General features: G+C 61.5%; 13 protein-coding genes. 4 read left to right on the forward strand and 9 right to left on the reverse strand.

Annotated elements, in window-relative coordinates; genetic code table 11:
• The 7 genes from I6L47_RS07915 to I6L47_RS07945 form a co-directional block, all read right to left on the reverse strand.
• On the reverse strand, window positions 1–2,877 hold the full coding sequence (locus I6L47_RS07915) for a formate dehydrogenase subunit alpha (RefSeq protein ID WP_216949047.1): 2,877 nt from the start codon (window positions 2,875–2,877) through the stop codon (window positions 1–3).
• A gap of 23 nt (window positions 2,878–2,900) precedes the next feature.
• Entirely contained in the window at window positions 2,901–3,104 is a 204-nt protein-coding gene (locus I6L47_RS07920; protein ID WP_005303194.1) for a transcriptional initiation protein Tat, read from the reverse strand.
• A 133-nt stretch (window positions 3,105–3,237) separates the two neighbouring features.
• A complete protein-coding gene (locus I6L47_RS07925; RefSeq protein WP_216949048.1) occupies window positions 3,238–3,855 on the reverse strand; it encodes a molecular chaperone in 618 nt (205 codons plus the stop codon).
• A 9-nt stretch (window positions 3,856–3,864) separates the two neighbouring features.
• Complete coding sequence (locus I6L47_RS07930; protein WP_216949049.1) at window positions 3,865–5,592, reverse strand: 4Fe-4S binding protein; 1,728 nt, start codon at window positions 5,590–5,592, stop codon at window positions 3,865–3,867.
• Between the two features lie 103 nt (window positions 5,593–5,695).
• Window positions 5,696–6,289 carry a DUF3306 domain-containing protein gene (locus I6L47_RS07935; RefSeq protein WP_216949050.1) on the reverse strand — a complete coding sequence of 198 codons (594 nt, stop codon included), beginning with the start codon at window positions 6,287–6,289 and terminating at the stop codon, window positions 5,696–5,698.
• Window positions 6,282–6,860, reverse strand: coding sequence for a DUF3305 domain-containing protein (locus tag I6L47_RS07940; RefSeq protein WP_201965617.1), 579 nt, complete (start codon window positions 6,858–6,860; stop codon window positions 6,282–6,284). Before I6L47_RS07940 ends, I6L47_RS07935 begins: the two co-directional genes overlap by 8 nt.
• A 380-nt stretch (window positions 6,861–7,240) precedes the next feature.
• A complete protein-coding gene (locus I6L47_RS07945; protein ID WP_216949051.1) occupies window positions 7,241–8,362 on the reverse strand; it encodes a PIN domain-containing protein in 1,122 nt (373 codons plus the stop codon).
• 205 nt (window positions 8,363–8,567) lie between these two features.
• Between I6L47_RS07945 and I6L47_RS07950 the strand changes: the two genes are divergently transcribed.
• Both I6L47_RS07950 and I6L47_RS07955 read left to right on the forward strand, forming a co-directional pair.
• Complete coding sequence (locus tag I6L47_RS07950) at window positions 8,568–9,425, forward strand: formate dehydrogenase accessory sulfurtransferase FdhD (RefSeq protein ID WP_216949052.1); 858 nt, start codon at window positions 8,568–8,570, stop codon at window positions 9,423–9,425.
• Window positions 9,426–9,440: 15 nt separating this feature from the next.
• Complete coding sequence (locus I6L47_RS07955) at window positions 9,441–10,307, forward strand: helix-turn-helix transcriptional regulator (RefSeq protein WP_216949330.1); 867 nt, start codon at window positions 9,441–9,443, stop codon at window positions 10,305–10,307.
• Between the two features lie 80 nt (window positions 10,308–10,387).
• Here I6L47_RS07955 and I6L47_RS07960 read toward each other — a convergent pair whose 3' ends face one another.
• Together I6L47_RS07960 and I6L47_RS07965 are read right to left on the reverse strand one after the other, a co-directional pair.
• Window positions 10,388–12,490, reverse strand: a complete 2,103-nt coding sequence (locus tag I6L47_RS07960) for a cache domain-containing protein (RefSeq protein ID WP_216949053.1) — start codon at window positions 12,488–12,490, stop codon at window positions 10,388–10,390.
• A 25-nt stretch (window positions 12,491–12,515) separates the two neighbouring features.
• Window positions 12,516–13,871 carry a sigma-54 dependent transcriptional regulator gene (locus I6L47_RS07965; protein WP_128815377.1) on the reverse strand — a complete coding sequence of 452 codons (1,356 nt, stop codon included), beginning with the start codon at window positions 13,869–13,871 and terminating at the stop codon, window positions 12,516–12,518.
• Between the two features lie 255 nt (window positions 13,872–14,126).
• Here I6L47_RS07965 and I6L47_RS07970 point away from each other — a divergent pair, with 255 nt between their 5' ends.
• On the forward strand, window positions 14,127–14,969 hold the full coding sequence (locus I6L47_RS07970; protein ID WP_216949054.1) for a substrate-binding domain-containing protein: 843 nt from the start codon (window positions 14,127–14,129) through the stop codon (window positions 14,967–14,969).
• Between the two features lie 129 nt (window positions 14,970–15,098).
• On the forward strand, window positions 15,099–15,800 hold the full coding sequence (locus I6L47_RS07975; RefSeq protein ID WP_019446238.1) for an ABC transporter permease: 702 nt from the start codon (window positions 15,099–15,101) through the stop codon (window positions 15,798–15,800).
• The last annotated feature ends 16 nt before the right edge of the window (window positions 15,801–15,816 follow it).

A 15,816-nucleotide genomic window follows, 5' to 3' on the forward strand; every position in this document is an offset into this window, starting at 1 on the left:
TCAGGCTCCTACTTTGCGAAAACGGCACAGGGTGACCTTGGTCTCCTGCATCTGGGTGACCGGGTCATAACCATAGGTGGTGACTATGTTGACCGACTCCCCCAGCACATAGGGGTCAGACCCTTCCGGATATTTGGATCGCAGATCCTTGCCCTCGAAGTGGCCGCCGAAGTGGAACGGCATAAAGGCGAGCCCCGGTTTGACCCGCGGGGTCACCAGTGCCTTCACCTTGACCCGGCCCCCTTCCGGCCCCTCGACCCACACATCCTGACCGTCGCGCACGCCGACATCGTTGGCATCCGCCGGGTTCATCTCGACAAACATCTCCTGCTGCAACTCGGCCAGCCAGGGGTTGGAGCGGGTCTCGTCACCGCCCCCCTCGTACTCCACCAGACGGCCGGAGGTGAGGATGATCGGGAACTCCTTGCTGACGTCCTTCTCCTGCACCGAGGCGTACTGGGTCGGCAGGCGCCACAGGCTCTTCGAATCAGGCCAGGTGGCGTAGTCGGCCAGCAGATCCCGGCGCGGGGTGTAGAGCGGCTCGCGGTGCTTGGGCACCTGATCCGGGAAGGTCCACACCACGCAGCGCGCCTTGGCGTTACCGTAGGGCACGAAGCCGTGCTTGATGGCGACCCGCTGGATACCGCCGGAGAGATCGGTCTTCCAGTTCTTGCCCTCGGCCTCTTTCTTCTCGGCCTCGGTCAGCTCATCCCACCAGCCGAGCTGCTTCATCAAATCGGCGGTGATCTCGGGATAGCCGTCTTCTACTTCACTTCCCTTCGGCCAGGAGTCTTCGGCGAGCAGCGAGACGCCCTGATACTCGATGCCGAAACGGGCGCGGAAACCGCCGCCCCCTTCCGAGACCGGAATGCTGGTGTCGTAGAGGATATGGCTGCCGGGATGTTTCATCTCCGGGGTGCCCCAGCAGGGCCACGGCAGACCGTACACTTCGCCACTGACCGGGCCGCCCTCGGCCTTGAGGTTGGTCTTGTGGAAGGTGTGCCAGTTCTGCTGGTGCGCCTTGAGCCGCTCCGGGCTCTGGCCGGTGTAGCCCACGCTCCACATGCCGCGGTTGTATTCGCGGGTGATGTCTTCCAGCAGTGGCTGGTTGTTCTCCACCTTGATGTGCTTGAACAGCTGGTCGGCAAAGCCGAGCTTCTTGCTCAGCAGATACATGATCTCGTGGTCGACCTTGGATTCGAACAGGGGCTCAATCACCTTGTCGCGCCACTGCATGGAGCGGTTGGTGGCGGTGACGGAACCATAGGTCTCGAACTGGGTGGTGGCCGGCAGCAGGTAGACGCCGTCGGTGCGATCGTTCATCACCGAGGCGACGGTGGGGTACGGGTCGACAATCACCATCATCTCGAGCTTTTGCATCGCCTTCTTCATTTCTGGGCCGCGGGTCTGGGAGTTGACCGCATGGCCCCAGTAGAACATGGCGCGGATGTTGGAGCCCTGCTCGATGAGATCGGCATTCTCCAGCACCCCGTCCACCCAGCGGGAGACCGGAATGCCGTTGTTGTTCATCGGCAGCTTGCCGTTGTAGGCCTTGTTGTCGAAGCGGGCCTTGATCCACTCGTAATCCACGTCCCATACCCGGGCCCAGTGCTTCCAGGAGCCCTCTTCCAACCCGTAGTAGCCGGGCAGGGAATCGGAGGTGACGCCAAAGTCAGTGGCCCCCTGCACGTTGTCGTGACCGCGGAAGATGTTGGTGCCCGCCCCGCTCTTGCCCACGTTGCCGAGGGCCAGTTCGAGGATGCAGTAAGCGCGGGTGTTGTTGTTGCCTGTGGTGTGCTGGGTACCGCCCATGCACCAGACCACGCAGCCGGGGCGGTTGTCGGCCAGCAGCTTGGCGGCGCCATAGACCTGCTGTTCGTTGAGGCCGGTTACCCGCTCCACTTCCGCCGGGGTCCAGCGTGCCACCTCTTTTTGCACCTCGTCCATGCCGTAGACGCGGGTGCGGATGAACTCTTTATCTTCCCAACCGTTCTTGAAGATGTGCCAGAGCATGCCCCAGATAAAGGCGACGTCGGTGCCCGGACGCAGGGAGAGGTACATGTCCGCCTTGGCGGCGGTACGGGTGCGACGCGGGTCGACCACCAAAATCTTGCAGCCGTTGCGCTCTTTCGCCAGCAGGATGTGCTGCATGGCGACCGGGTGGGCCTCCGCCGGGTTGGAGCCGATAAACATGATCGACTTGCTGTTGTGCATGTCGTTCAGGCTGTTGGTCATGGCGCCGTAGCCCCAGGTGTTGGCGACGCCAGCGACCGTGGTGGAGTGGCAGATCCGCGCCTGGTGATCCACGTTGTTGGTGCCCCAAAGCGACGCCATCTTGCGAAACAGGTAGGCCTGCTCGTTGGAGTGCTTGGCGGAGCCGAGCCAGTAGACGCTGTCGGGGCCGGACTCCTTGCGCAGGCGCAGCACCTCGTTGCCCACCTCTTCGATGGCCTGATCCCAGCTGATGCGCTGCCACTTGCCGCCCACCAGCTTCATCGGGTACTTGAGGCGACGCTCACCGTGGCCGTGTTCGCGCAGGGCCGCCCCTTTGGCACAGTGACCGCCCAAGTTGAAGGGGTGATCAAAGGCCGGCTCCTGACCGGTCCAGACGCCGTTCTGCACCTCGGCATAGACGCCGCAGCCCACCGAGCAGTGGGAACAGATGGTGCGCTTCACCTCGACCGGCACGTCGGCCGCCACGGTTTTGGCCTCGGCCCGCTGCATCATGGCTGGCGCCAGCCAACCGGCGGCCACGGCGCCACCGGCCACCAGACCGGAGTTGACCATAAAGGCGCGACGGGTCAGCCCCTGACCGCGAATGGCCTCATTGCCCTGCTCGCCCACTTGGGGCTGCTCGGCACGTTTTGTCAGTTTCATGAGTTCTCCTTCACTGATCCGGCTCAGTCGGTGCCGCGCAGGGTGCGATAAAAGTCGTGAACATGGGGGGTCTCCCGATAGCCCTTGTCAGGCTCGGTGTCGTGGGTCAGCACCTCTTTGCCCACCACCCGACCGGTGGCACCGGCCAATACGCCTATGGTGGCGACCACGCCAACTCCCTTGATCAGATTGCGGCGGGACGGGTCTTTCAGCTGTTCATCGCTCATTCTTGTGACCTCTGTTGTTGTTCTTGCTGGCGCCTGCGCGCCAGCTTCGCGTCCAATGGGATATCTCGTCTGCTCGTTTTGTTATGTGCAGCTCTTGTTATGCGCAGCTCTTGTTGTGCACAGACAGGGGCGTTCAGCCCGGCACCACGCAGGCGCCAAACGGCAGGCGCAATTCGTTTTCCAGCTTGAAGAAATCTTCGGCAAGGGCCCCGACCGCCCGGTAGAAGCTGCCCCCCTTCGCCTGCTGCTGATCGCGGCAACAGGCGAGTACCCAGGGGGCAAGGTGGCGCTCATAGAAGCGGTTGCGCTCCGAGTGCTGCTCGCCAATCAGTACCGCCATCACCTCACAGAGGGCGGCGAGATGATCTTCCGGCTCGCACACTCCGCTCTGGCGCTCGAAACCGAGGGACTGGAGGTCTGCGCGCAGCACCGCCAGCGGCAGCTCCATCAGGGAGCCAGTGAGATACCAGGAGGCAAACGGCACGATCTCCCCGCGCCCCAGCCCGATAAAGAGATTCTGATACTCCTCGGCAAGCTCGTTTTCGTGGTGGCTACTGGCCGCCAGCTGCACCAGCCCGAGCCCTCTGGCAAAGGGGCCTGGCATCGGCTGCAACCCTTGCAGCCAGGCGAGCTGTTCGCCACGGGGGGCGGCGCGCCAGAGACTCGCCAGCAGGGCGTAGAGATCGGCGCTGCTCTGTTCCAGTTCGGTCATGGTCAGTTCGCCAGCCTTTTCGTTATGTTGTTCACTCATCACTGGCCCTCACACCTTGAGCTGGGAGACGGGATCCGCCGCCAGCGCCGCAAACACATCCTTGACCCGACAGTCCTCGCACATCAGCAGCCGCTGGGCGGCCTCGTTCTGGAAGTGGGAGTGACCGGCCAGTTTTTGCTGGATGCGGCGGATCATCGAGGCGGGCGCGAACGGCTTGGAGCAGCGAATGCAGCAGGCCGCCTCTTCCGATTTCAAACTCTGCACGGCGCGGCGCGCCTCGGGCACAGGTTGCAGACGGGGCACCAGTACGATGGCCTGCTCGGGGCACGCCTTTTCGCACATGCCGCACTGGATGCAATCCTGCTCGATAAAGTTGAGACCCGGCGTGTGCCCCACCGCATGCAGGGCACGGCTCGGGCAGACCGCCACGCAACCCATGCAGAGGGTGCAGTCAGACTCTTTGAGTTCCACACTGCCGTAAGGGGCGCCGTGGGGCACCGCCAGCGGCTCGCAGCTCCCTTCGTTGGCCTGCCAGAGGGCATTGAAGGCGGCAAACAGGTTTTCCCGTTTGTCCCCTTTGAGCGGCTTCTCCAACAGGGCAAGGGCTGGCTGGCCGGAAACAGGCTCACTAGCATCCGGGTTAAACAGGGCGATGCGATCGGCAGTGAGACCGGCGCCCGCCAGCAGCACGGCGGCGCTCGCCAGCTCCCGCTCAACCAGCGCACGGACGCTTTCGGGGGCATCGTCACCCAGCGCAATGCGCACTGCGCTGGCGCCATAGGCAAGGGCGGTGAACCAGCTCTCAATGCCTAAACTCGCGCTCTCCTCCACCCAGACCGGCAGCCAGTTGGCGGGCAGGCGGGTGAGATCGGCTTCCACCCATTCGCGCTCGTTTTCACCGGCGATCAGCAACTGCGGCGCTTCGCCACCCGCCTCCTGATAATGCTTGAGCAATCGGAACAGGTAGTCACCGCTGGTGTTGGCATCGGGCTGGTGATAGGCAATCGCCCCGGTCGGACAGGCAGAAGCACAGCTGCCAAAGCCCTGACAGAGATGGGGATCGATCTGGATGCGACCATTGATGGGCTTGAGGGCATCGGTCGGGCAGACATCGAGGCAGCGGCTGCAACCGGGCACGCCGCGGGCGGTAAAGGCGCAGGCCTCGGGGTCGAGGCGAAAATAGCGCGGCTTGTCGAAAATACCGGTCAGCGCACAGAGCTCGGCAAGCCGTTCGGCCAGCCCATCGTCATCGGCCAGATGCAGATAACCGACCGGCGGGCGCTCCAGCGCAAAGAGCGGGGCGCGGCCCAGATCGGCCACCAGATCGAAGCGCGGTTCGCCATTTGCAGCGGTCTGCTGAGTAAAACAGAGCGCCGCCAGATTAACCCGCTCACCCTGACCATTGAGGCCGGTAAGCCGGAACTGCCCCAGATACCCTGTCAGGCTCGGTTCGCGCAGGGTCAGAGCTGCGAGGGATGTGGTGGCATCGAAAATGGTTTCGAGATCGGCCGCCTCGGCGTCATGCACCGCTTCGGTCACCAGCAGGGTGGGCTTCACCCCGGCGGGCAGCAGGCTGGCGGCGCGGCGAATGCGATCTTCCGGGCCGACCAGCAGCAGGCGCCCCTGACTCTGGTAAGAGACAGTGGCCGGGATCAGGTTGTCGGTCTTGACCGTATGCTGCAGGGCATAGGCGCGAGCGCGCGTGTTATGCGCGGCCGCCCCCACCCCATGGGCAAGATTGGAGGCCAGATTTGGCAATGTTTGTTCAGTGCTCACATACGCTCCTGTGCGCACCACCTCATGGGATGGGCGCTTGTTGGTAAGCCGAGAGAGCAAGAGGCGAGCCAACTCCCCCGGAAAAAAAGTGACTGACAGGGAGTCAGGATCCTGAGGGTTCCATCCCCCCACCTTTGGTTGGGACATTTTGTCCACCAGAGGAAACCAAAATGTCCCGATCGTCGGTGTGGGTTTGAGAATGGTTATCAGCCAGCTCGTCGGCGGCAGGTTCGCTGGCAACCGCCACAGGTTCGGCGGATCCGCTGGCCGGATTGGCCGATTCGCGGTCAGGAGCGATCACCTGATCCACCAGCCAGTTGCGCAGCCCGGCGGTCAGGGCCGCGGGCAGCAATTCGGGCTGGCTGAAATCCTGGGTGTAGTCGTCGAGCCCATCCGGTTTATGGCTGCGAAACATGGCCCGCAGCGCCTCCTTGTCAGGAAGTTTTGGCTTGCCCGGCTGGGCTGTTGTTAGCGGCGGTTCGCCACTCCCAGCCCCCTCAACGGCAAGAGGTTCACAGCTCCCCTTGTCAGTGCTGACTACGGGGCTATCCATCGCGGTATCTGGAGTTTCAGTTTCGTCGCTGCCTTCGATGGGGGCGGCAACCTCCTCGGGGCTAACCTCTTCCCGTGGCTGCAATGCCTGATGCTTGCGCGCCTCACTCTTGCGAGACGACCAGCGTTTGAGGAACTCACTCATGGGCGCTGTTTCCGGCCTTGTTTACGGCACAGGTTCCGGCGTCACTGCCACGCTCGCGGCCATCGGGGCCAGTGGCTTTAACGGCGCCACAGCTGGCTTGATCTACCGTATCGACACCGAGCTGATCCTGCGCCCGTCCCTTGCCCTTTTTGCCCTTGCGACGGGCCTCCAGCAGCTCGCCGTGACGACCGATAAAGGCCTCCACCCAGGCTTGCAGCGCTTCGGGCAGCGGGCAGGAGAGCACCTGCCGCTCGCCATCCATATAGGCAGCGGCCACGGTCTGGCTCAGGGTGAGGCCGTCGGCCACAAAGCCACTGTCCACGCGGCTTCCGGTGACAAAGAGGCGGGGCGAGCCGGAGCTCAGATTGAAGCGATAATCCCCCCGCTCATCGCGAAACAGGGTAAGGGGCAAGGCACCGGCTGCCTCAGGTTCGGCGGGGTGGAGCGCCGCAATCTCGAAACGGCGGCTCTGCCAGCGGCCAACCTGGCTGTCGATGGCCTTTAACTCCAGTTGCAGCCAGCGCTGCGGGGGCAAAGTATTGGTGGTGTCTTGCACTGTCACGGCTCCCATCAGAAGGTCTCTGCCGGGCCGCCCTCCCCCTTGAATCACCCCGTTCGGGGCAGATCAGAGCAGGAGATTTATGGCGGCCACGGCCATCAATGGGATAAGACTTAGCAAGAGTGGGGCCAAGGCAGGTTTGGTAGTTGATGGAGGCATTGCTGCGGGTTGGCGCGTTGTGCGGAATATGGATCGGCGCGGGCGTAGGTTGGTGCAGAGCGCAGCGAAGCCCAACATGCGGCGTCAAACCTATTCACCCGAGCATAATCGAGGGAATGGCAATAATCGAATAAGGCCGAATTATCCGATTATTGCCTTTGGAAATTGCTCGCGGTAAACGTTGGGCTTCACTTCATTCAGCACCAACCTACGATTTGGCCCATGATACGAAACTACTCTTCGTAATCATCATACTCTGGCTCTATATATCCAAAGTCGATGGTATTTATAGGACTTACAATTTCAACCTCATCTATAGATAGTTCATCAACCGGGCCATTTAGGTCACCAGAAATTGTAATTAAAATTTCCGACTCGAACTCACGCTCCACTCGTACAGTTACTCCTCCCATCGATACATGATCTCTATCAATAGAGTCATATACAGATAATGAAAAATCACCCTCTGCCTCGACAACAATATTAGCTGAGGCTTCTAACACGACCCAGTCTTCATCCTTATCAACTATACGAAACTCATGCTCAAGCAATGAGAAATCTTTGAACCAGCCATGACTACCATCAGCTTCCCAATAAAACGCTGAATCAGCTTCTTGATCTGGTGTAAATCCATCCAAAGCAGATTCTAAATGAGAATTTATTTCAGCAAGAAACTTCGTGGCTGAACCTGAATTTAAAGCTGTCTCAAGATTTGCTAACAACGTATATGGTGCATTGGTTTGGTTAAAAACTTCCAAACCGCGAGAAAAATCATCTTGATAGTTTATTCTCGTTGAATTCTGACAAAAATTTTTCCAATCTCCATCTTTGGCAATAGCTAGAACATATTCGTTATTCTTATCAGCCCAAGCTTCAACAGCCATAAGAACTATAGCGTCAGGAAATTCATTTTTCTTTTTCCCTGTCTCTGCAAATGGTGGCTCATTGGAAAAATATTTAGAAAGTAAGTCAGAAACTGAAACGTAACTCCCAGTTTCCAGAACCAAAGCGCCTGTGGAATCTATAAATTTATTCATCCGACTCTCAGCGAGTCCATTAACCTCTTTACTGTCAACAAGCATTTTCTTTGCATCATTCAATTCACTACCATCAAAGAAGAGATGGTCACCAGCCTCATTGAGGGCTTTTTCTAAAGCTGCACGTGAAGCACTAATTTTACTTTCTAAGTGCCGTTGAACTTCATTTTTCACCACATCGGGTAAAATGTATTCTATAGGGCTTTTTTTGAATTGTGATAGTTTTCCCAACAACCCTTTTTCCAGTTTTAATCCATTACCATCAAAAATTGATGTATCGACTAAAATAGCGCCATATTCAATTTCATCATCTGACATTTTTCATGCCCTCACAGAAATAATGTCAGCATTATGATTTAGGTCATACAACTCGTCCAAGGCATACTTTTAATCCAATAAATTCATAATTAAAACTTTAGAGCTCTACCTCACTTTATAACTACAAACATTATTTTTACATAATCTGGAACAAAACTTGCTGTATCCCTCCCCTTAGATCCCGGCAACCGGTCGCGAGGGGCCCATGACACCGACCTTTATCAAAAGCAATGCTGCCGCCCAGCTCACCATGGCCGTCGAGGTGATGGATGAACAGGGCACAATGAACGCCCGCCAAATCGCCTGTGAGCGGCCACTGACGGTCTACCTCAACTGGAAGGAGATCGTAACCCTGATGACGCTGGGGGCCCGCCCCGAGGCGCTGGTGCTGGGCTATCTCAAGAATCAGGGCTTTATCGAGGATATTTCGGCCATCGAGTCGGTGATCGTAGACTGGGAGAGCGAGGCCGCCGCCGTGGTGAGCAGCCAGCAGGCCGCCGATCTCGACCAGTCGCTGGAGAAGAAGACGGTCACCTCCGGCTGCGGTCAGGGCACCATGTATGGCAGCGTGATGAAGAAGCTCGAAGGGGTGGTCTTGGCGGCGCCCACGCTTAAACAGAGCACCCTCTACGCCCTGCTGAAAGCCCTGTCGGCCCATAACGAAACCTACAAGATGGCGGGAGCCGTGCATGGCTGCGCCATCTGTCGCGGCGCGGAGATCCTCTCCTTTGTCGAGGATGTGGGGCGCCACAATGCGGTGGATACTCTGGCGGGCGAGCTGTGGATGAGCGGCGAGAGTGGCCACGACAAGATCTTCTACACCACAGGGCGGCTCACCTCGGAGATGGTGATCAAGGTGGCGCAGATGGGCATTCCGGTGCTGCTGTCGCGCTCCGGCGTCACCCAGATGGGGCTGGATCTGGCCCGCCAGCTCGGCATCACCATGATTGCCCGCGCCAAGGGGCGCCATTTCGAGGTATTCAGCGGCCACGACCATATGGTGCTGGACGAGAAGCCGCCGGTGCTGGCGCCCAGTCCGGCTGGTCGCGGGATGCGAGATTAAGCCATGAATGAGTTTATGAACGTGAAGCAGGTGGCGGAATACCTCGATCTCAACGAGAAGAAGGTCTACCAGCTCGCCAACGAGGCGCGCATCCCCGCCACCAAGGCGACCGGCAAGTGGCTGTTTCCCCGCTCCCTGCTCGACCGCTGGCTGCTCGGCAGTTGCCACGAGGGGGTGATGAACGACCGGCTGCTGCTGGCAGGCTCGGACGATGTGCTGCTGCACTACGCCAGCAGCCGCTTGGCTCGGCAGCTCGGCACCCAGGCACTGGTGGGCTACACCCCGTGCGGCACCCGTCAGGGGCTGGCGATGCTGGCGCGCGGCCATGTGGATCTGTGCGCCATTCACTGGGGGCAGGCCGAGGAGGCCCACCTGCGCCATCCGGCGCTGGTGCAGCAGTATCAGGGTCACCGGCAATGGGTGATCGTTCATGGATTCAGGCGGGTGCAGGGGCTGGTGCTGCGCCAGGGGCTGCAACCCAAGGAGGCGAAAGAGGCGCTCGACTGGCGCTGGGCCATGCGTCAGGAGGGGGCTGGCAGCCAGCGCGCCCTGCAGGAGTGGCTGCAAACCCAGGGGGAGTCGCTGACCCGGCTGGAGCGCACCCTCGAGGTCAATAGCGAGCGGGAACTGGCTGCCGCCATCAGCCGTGGCGATGCGGATGTCGGGCCCGGCGCCCAGAGCACCGCCACCGAGTTTGGCCTCGGCTTTATGCCCTTGTCACAGGAGTGCTTCGATCTGGTGATGCCGCAGGGGGTCTTCTTTCGCACCCTGCTGCAACAGCTGATGGGCTGGCTGCAATCCCCAGAGGGGCGCGAGCTGGCGGCCCGCCTCGGCGGCTATGACCTGACCCAGAGCGGCAAGCTGGTGTGGAGCCCGCAGTAAATAACCTCTCACCCACCGACAAAACAGCCCGTCAACCATGTTGACGGGCTGTTTTTGTAACGGGCCTTTTTATAACAGCATCAATCGCTTGTCTCACGCCCCTCGGCATTGAGGGCGATGCGCCACCCTTCGAGCTGGGCCGGTTCGCCACCGCTTGGCAGCAGGGCGTGGCTGCGCAGCCGCACGGTAAAGCAGCTCCCCTGCCCCGGGGTGGAGTCCACCAAGAGCTCGCCGCCCCAGCGGCTGATGATGCGGTGACTCAGGGCCAGCCCCAGCCCGGTGCCGGTAGCGCGGGTAGTGAAGAAGGGGTCAAAGATCTTGTCGATAATGGCCGCCTCGATGCCGCTGCCGTTGTCGATCACCCGCACCTCGGCCCCGCGCAGCTGACCCAGTTCATCGACCCAATCGCGGCTCTCGACCCGGATCTCCCCCTGCTCTCCCAGCGCGTGGCTGGCGTTGACCAAGAGGTTTATCAGCACCTGCAACAGCTGCTGGCGATCCGCCTCGATGGGCTGCTGGGCCCTGAGATCGGCCACCAGCTCCACCTGCTGCTGACGCAGGGCGGAGCGCACCAGGGTCAGGCTCTCCTCGATGATGGGGTTGAGGTGCTGCCACACCGGCGCCGTCTCGTAGTCGCCGGGGCGCGAATATTGCAGCAGGCTGCGGGTGATGGCACGAATGCGCTCAATCTGGGCCAGCACCAGCGCCAGCTCCTCGCTGACCGGCTCGGCCGCCTCCCCCAGCTCCAGCTTCATCAGCTCCACATTGCCGAGGATCACCGCCAAGGGGTTGTTGATCTCGTGGGCCACCCCGGCCGAAAGCTCGCCAAGGGCCGCCAGCTTCTCGCTGATCAGCAGCTGCTGGCGCGCCTCGGTCAGCATATGGATATGATCTTCCAGCTCGGCGGTCTTGAACTCGAGACTTTGGGTGCGCTCGGCCACCTTATGCTCCAGCTCGTCGGCGCTGCGAGCCATCTGCTGCTGGTGCGCCTCCTGCCTGTCCAGCATGGCGTCGAACTGGCGACCGAGCTGGGCAAGCTCGTGGTCGGGGTCGAGGGCCAGCGGGCCGATACGGGCCGATTCCCCGGCCTGCACCTGCCGCACCACCTTGTGCATCCGCTCGATGGGGGAGAAGAGATCCCGCGCGCCGCGATAGACCAGCAGGCCGGAGAGCAGCAACAGCAGCACTACGCCGGATCCCAGCTCCACCAGATTGGTGAGGTAGGTGCGGATGATGGGCCACTCGAGAAAACCGACATAGAGCATGCCGAGCCGCTCGCCCCTGGCTCCCAGCAGCGGCTCGTAGCCAGAGACATACCAGGCGTCGTGGACGAAGGCGCGGTCAACCCACATCTCCCCCCGTCCCAGCACCTGCTCGCGCACCGGCGGCGAGACCCGGGTACCCACCGCCCGGCCCACCTGACGGCTGCTGCTGACCGGCACGTTGGTGCTCACCCGCAGATCGTCGAGAAACAGGGTAACGGTGCCGACGCTGCCATCCGGCAGGGTGTTCTTGGCGAACACCTGACCCTTGAGCTCATCCACCAGCCGGGTGCTGCCGTTGACAAGCTCGCCCCCCTCCAGCACGGCCCAAAGGGAGCCGTCGCGGCCCATCACCGGCGTCAGCGACAGGCTGATCAGCCCCCTGTCCTCCACCACCCTGGTGCCATCCCGTTGCCACAACACAGCCCGCTTGGCCAGTTGCGGGGAGAGGGCGAGCATCTCCTGCTGCGACCAGACCACGAAGTGACTGACGCTGCGTCCGGCCGTGAGGGCGGCGCGCTCTTGCGCCGTCAGCTGATCCAGCTCGGGGCCGCGGCGCAAGCGCAGAAAATCGAGACCATAGTTGGCCGCCAGCGGCATCACCCAGTCATGCAGCTGATCCGGCGATTCCCGCAGCCGCAGCTGAAAGGCCCAGGCATCGCGCAGATGCTCCAGATGCTCGGTCTGGCGCTGCTGCTGCACCGTGATGGCGTGGTGAGCCACCCCGAGATCGCTGCGCACCGTGGTGAGCAGGTTCTGCCAGCTGTAGGTGAGGGTCCAGTAGAGGGTGAGCGCGATCATGCCCACCAGGGTGAGCATGATGGGTACCGAGGTGAGCAGCAGCAGGCGCCAGCGCACTTTGGTGCGCACGCAACGGGGCAACAGGGCGCGCATGCAGCGGGAGAGCAGGGTCAGTTTCATCGCCACCCCATCCGATCAGCCTTCCTCATTCGATGGCCCACTCCTTGAATTTGCGATCCAGCGTCTTGCGCGCCACCCCGAGTACCCGGGAGGCGGCCGACTTGTTGCCATCATGGCTCGCCACCACTTGCAGGATGTGGGCTTTTTCTACCTCCGCCAGCGGCCACGCCAGCGGATAACCCTCCTCGCTCGCCCCCTGCTCGGTCGGCTTGCTGCTCTGCCAGTAATCCGCCGGGGGCTTGCCCAGCAGCAGGCAGCGTTCGATGAGGTTGCGCAGCTCCCGCACGTTGCCGGGCCAGGGGTAGGCCTGCATCGCCACCACATCCTCGTGGGTCCAGCTCAAGGAGCCCATCCCCATCTCGGCGGTGAGCTGGCGGGTAAAGTGGTGTACCAGCGCGGGGATATCGTCGATCCGCTCCCGCAAGGGGGCGACCGGCAGCGCTACTACGTTGAGGCGATAGAAGAGATCCTCGCGAAAGCGGCCCGCCTCCACCTCGGCCTTGAGGTTGCGGTTGGTGGCGGCGACGATGCGCACATCCACCGCCAATTCGCGCTCGGCCCCCACCGGGCGGATGGCCTTCTGCTCCAGCGCCCGCAGCAGGGAGGCCTGCATGGCAAGGGGCATTTCGCCGATCTCGTCGAGAAACAGGGTGCCCTGATGGGCGACCCGAAACAGGCCGTCGCGCCCCTTGCGGGCGCCGGTAAAGGCCCCCTGCACGTGACCGAACAGCTCGCTTTCCAGCAGCTCCGGCGCGATGGAGGCGCAGTTGAGGGGCACAAAGGCCCCCATCCGGCCGGAAAGTTGATGCAGGGCACGGGCCACCAGCTCCTTGCCGGTACCGGACTCCCCCTCCACCAATACGGCGGCATTGGAGGGCGCTACTCTGGCGATGAGCGTCTTGAGCTCGCGGGTCTTGGCACTGTCGCCAATCAGGGTGGGCGGGAAGAGCTTGCTCACCTCCCGGCGCAGCAGCAGGTTCTCCCGCTCCATCTGGCGGCGCTCGATGACTCTGTCCACCGCCTGCACCATCTGATCGAGGTTGAAGGGCTTGAGGATAAAGTCGCTGGCGCCGAGGCGCAGCGCCTTGAGGGCGGTCTCCATATCGCCAAAACCGGTCATGAAGATGATGTCGCTGCGGCGGGTGGCGGGGTCGATGGCCTCGTGCCACTCGATGCCGGAGCGCCCCGGCAGCCGGATGTCGGCAATGATAAGGTCAAAGTGAAGGCGGCAGCGCAGGGCTTCCGCCTCCTCCACGCTGGCGGCAGTCTCAATCTGGGCAAAACGCTTGGCCAGCGCCTTGGCCAGAAAGCTGCGCATGCCGGGCTCATCGTCAACGATAAGCAGGGAGAGGGCAGACCAGCGGCTGGGAGGGAGTGTCATGGAAAAAAGTACCTCGGATGCACGTACGGTCGGTGAATGTCCCGATAACCGGAACCTTAGTGGGACATTTTGTCCTTACCGTATCAAAAGCACCAACACCAATTATTAAAAGCGATAACAAGCTCACCTAATTGATTCTAATAAGCTTCTGTTTTTAAACGGCAAACCGTGAATGCACCGGCAAAGGAACAGTTTGGCACCCTGCTTGCTTACTCTTGCCCTCTCCTCAGCCACCCTGAAAAAAGTTGCATCACGATGACGATAAAAACTAGCCTCAAACGTTTTGCCCTCTCCCTCGCCGCCAGCCTGCTGATCGCCGGTGCGGCCCACGCCGAAGCGGATATTAATGCTACAAAAGCGCCGATCCGCCTCGCCACCACCACCAGCACCGAGCAGTCCGGTCTGCTGGGCTGGCTGCTGCCCCAGTTCACCAAAGAGACCGGTTATCCGGTGCAGGTGATGGCGGCCGGTACCGGCCAGAGCCTGAAGATGGGCGAGAACGGCGACGCGGATCTGGTGATGACCCACGCCCCCTCTGCCGAGAAGAAGTTCGTCGATGCGGGCTTTGGCATCGAGCCGGTACACCTGATGTATAACGACTTCGTTATCGTCGGCCCGGCGAAAGATCCGGCGGGTCTGGCCAAGCTGCACGACGCGGCCAAGGGGCTGCAAGCCATCAAGGAGCAGGGCCAGACCTTTATCTCCCGCGGTGACGAGTCCGGTACCCACATCAAGGAGAAGACCCTGTGGCAAGCCGCTGACGTCAAACCCGAGTTTGCCGGTTACAAGTCCATCGGCCAGGGGATGGGGCCGACCCTGACCATGGCCTCGGAGCTGGGTGCCTACACCCTGACCGACCGCGGCACCTGGCTCGCCTACCAGAGCAAGCTGGATCTCGCCGTACTGCTGGAGGGTGACAAGCGCCTGTTCAACCCCTATCAGGTGATCCTGGTCAACCCCAAGCGCTACCCGGATCTCAACACCGAAGGGGCACGCACCCTGAAGAACTGGCTGGTCTCCGAGCATGGCCAGAAGCTGATCGGCGACTTCAAGGTAGCCGGTCAGGCGCTGTTCGTAGCGGATGCCAACGGGAAATAATGGCAACGCTGACTCCTGCGATGACCTTGATGGCCCTCCCCCGATTCGCTGAGGGAGGCGCCTGATGCCGACCCTGCTCGACACGACCGTATGGACGGCCCTCGCCCTGCACGATGAGAGAGAGGCGTCATGCCGACCTTGATCGATACCACGCTGGCGGCCCTCGCCCTGCTGTTCAGTGGTGACACCGAACTGTGGCAAGTGGTGGGAGTCTCCTTCTCCGTCTCCTGCATCGCCCTGCTGCTGGTGTTGCTGCCCGCCTTGCTGCTGGGGTTTGCCCTGGCCTATCTGCCGCTGCCCGGCCGCTGGCTCTGGCTCTCCTGCATCAATACCCTGCAATCGGTGCCGACCGTGGTGATTGGCCTCTTGCTCTATATGCTGCTGTCGCGGGCCGGCCCCTTTGGCGACTGGAAGCTGCTCTTTACCCAGCAGGCGATGGTGGTGGGGCAGATGCTGATCGCCTTTCCGGTGATCGCCACCATGGCTCACGCGGCGTTTGTCCAGAGCGATCGGCGCGCCTGGGAGACCGCCCTGACCCTGGGGGTCTCCTGGCCCAAGGCGCTGATCGGCCTGATGCACGAGTGCCGCTTTGGCCTGCTGGCCGCCATCATCGGCGCCTTCAGCCGCATCGTCACCGAGGTGGGCTGCTCCATGATGGTGGGGGGCAATATCCTGCACTTTACCCGCAATATCCCCACCGCCATCGCGCTGGAGACCCAGAAAGGGGCCTTCACCCAGGGGGTGGCGCTCGGCATAGTGCTGCTCACCCTCGCCCTCTTGCTCAACCTGCTGCTGACCGCCTGTCGCGGCCACAGCTATCTGAAGAACTGACCATGCCCCCACTGTG

Origin of the sequence: Aeromonas sp. FDAARGOS 1417 (assembly GCF_019046985.1) — a bacterium.
Taxonomy (GTDB): Bacteria; Pseudomonadota; Gammaproteobacteria; order Enterobacterales; family Aeromonadaceae; genus Aeromonas; species Aeromonas veronii.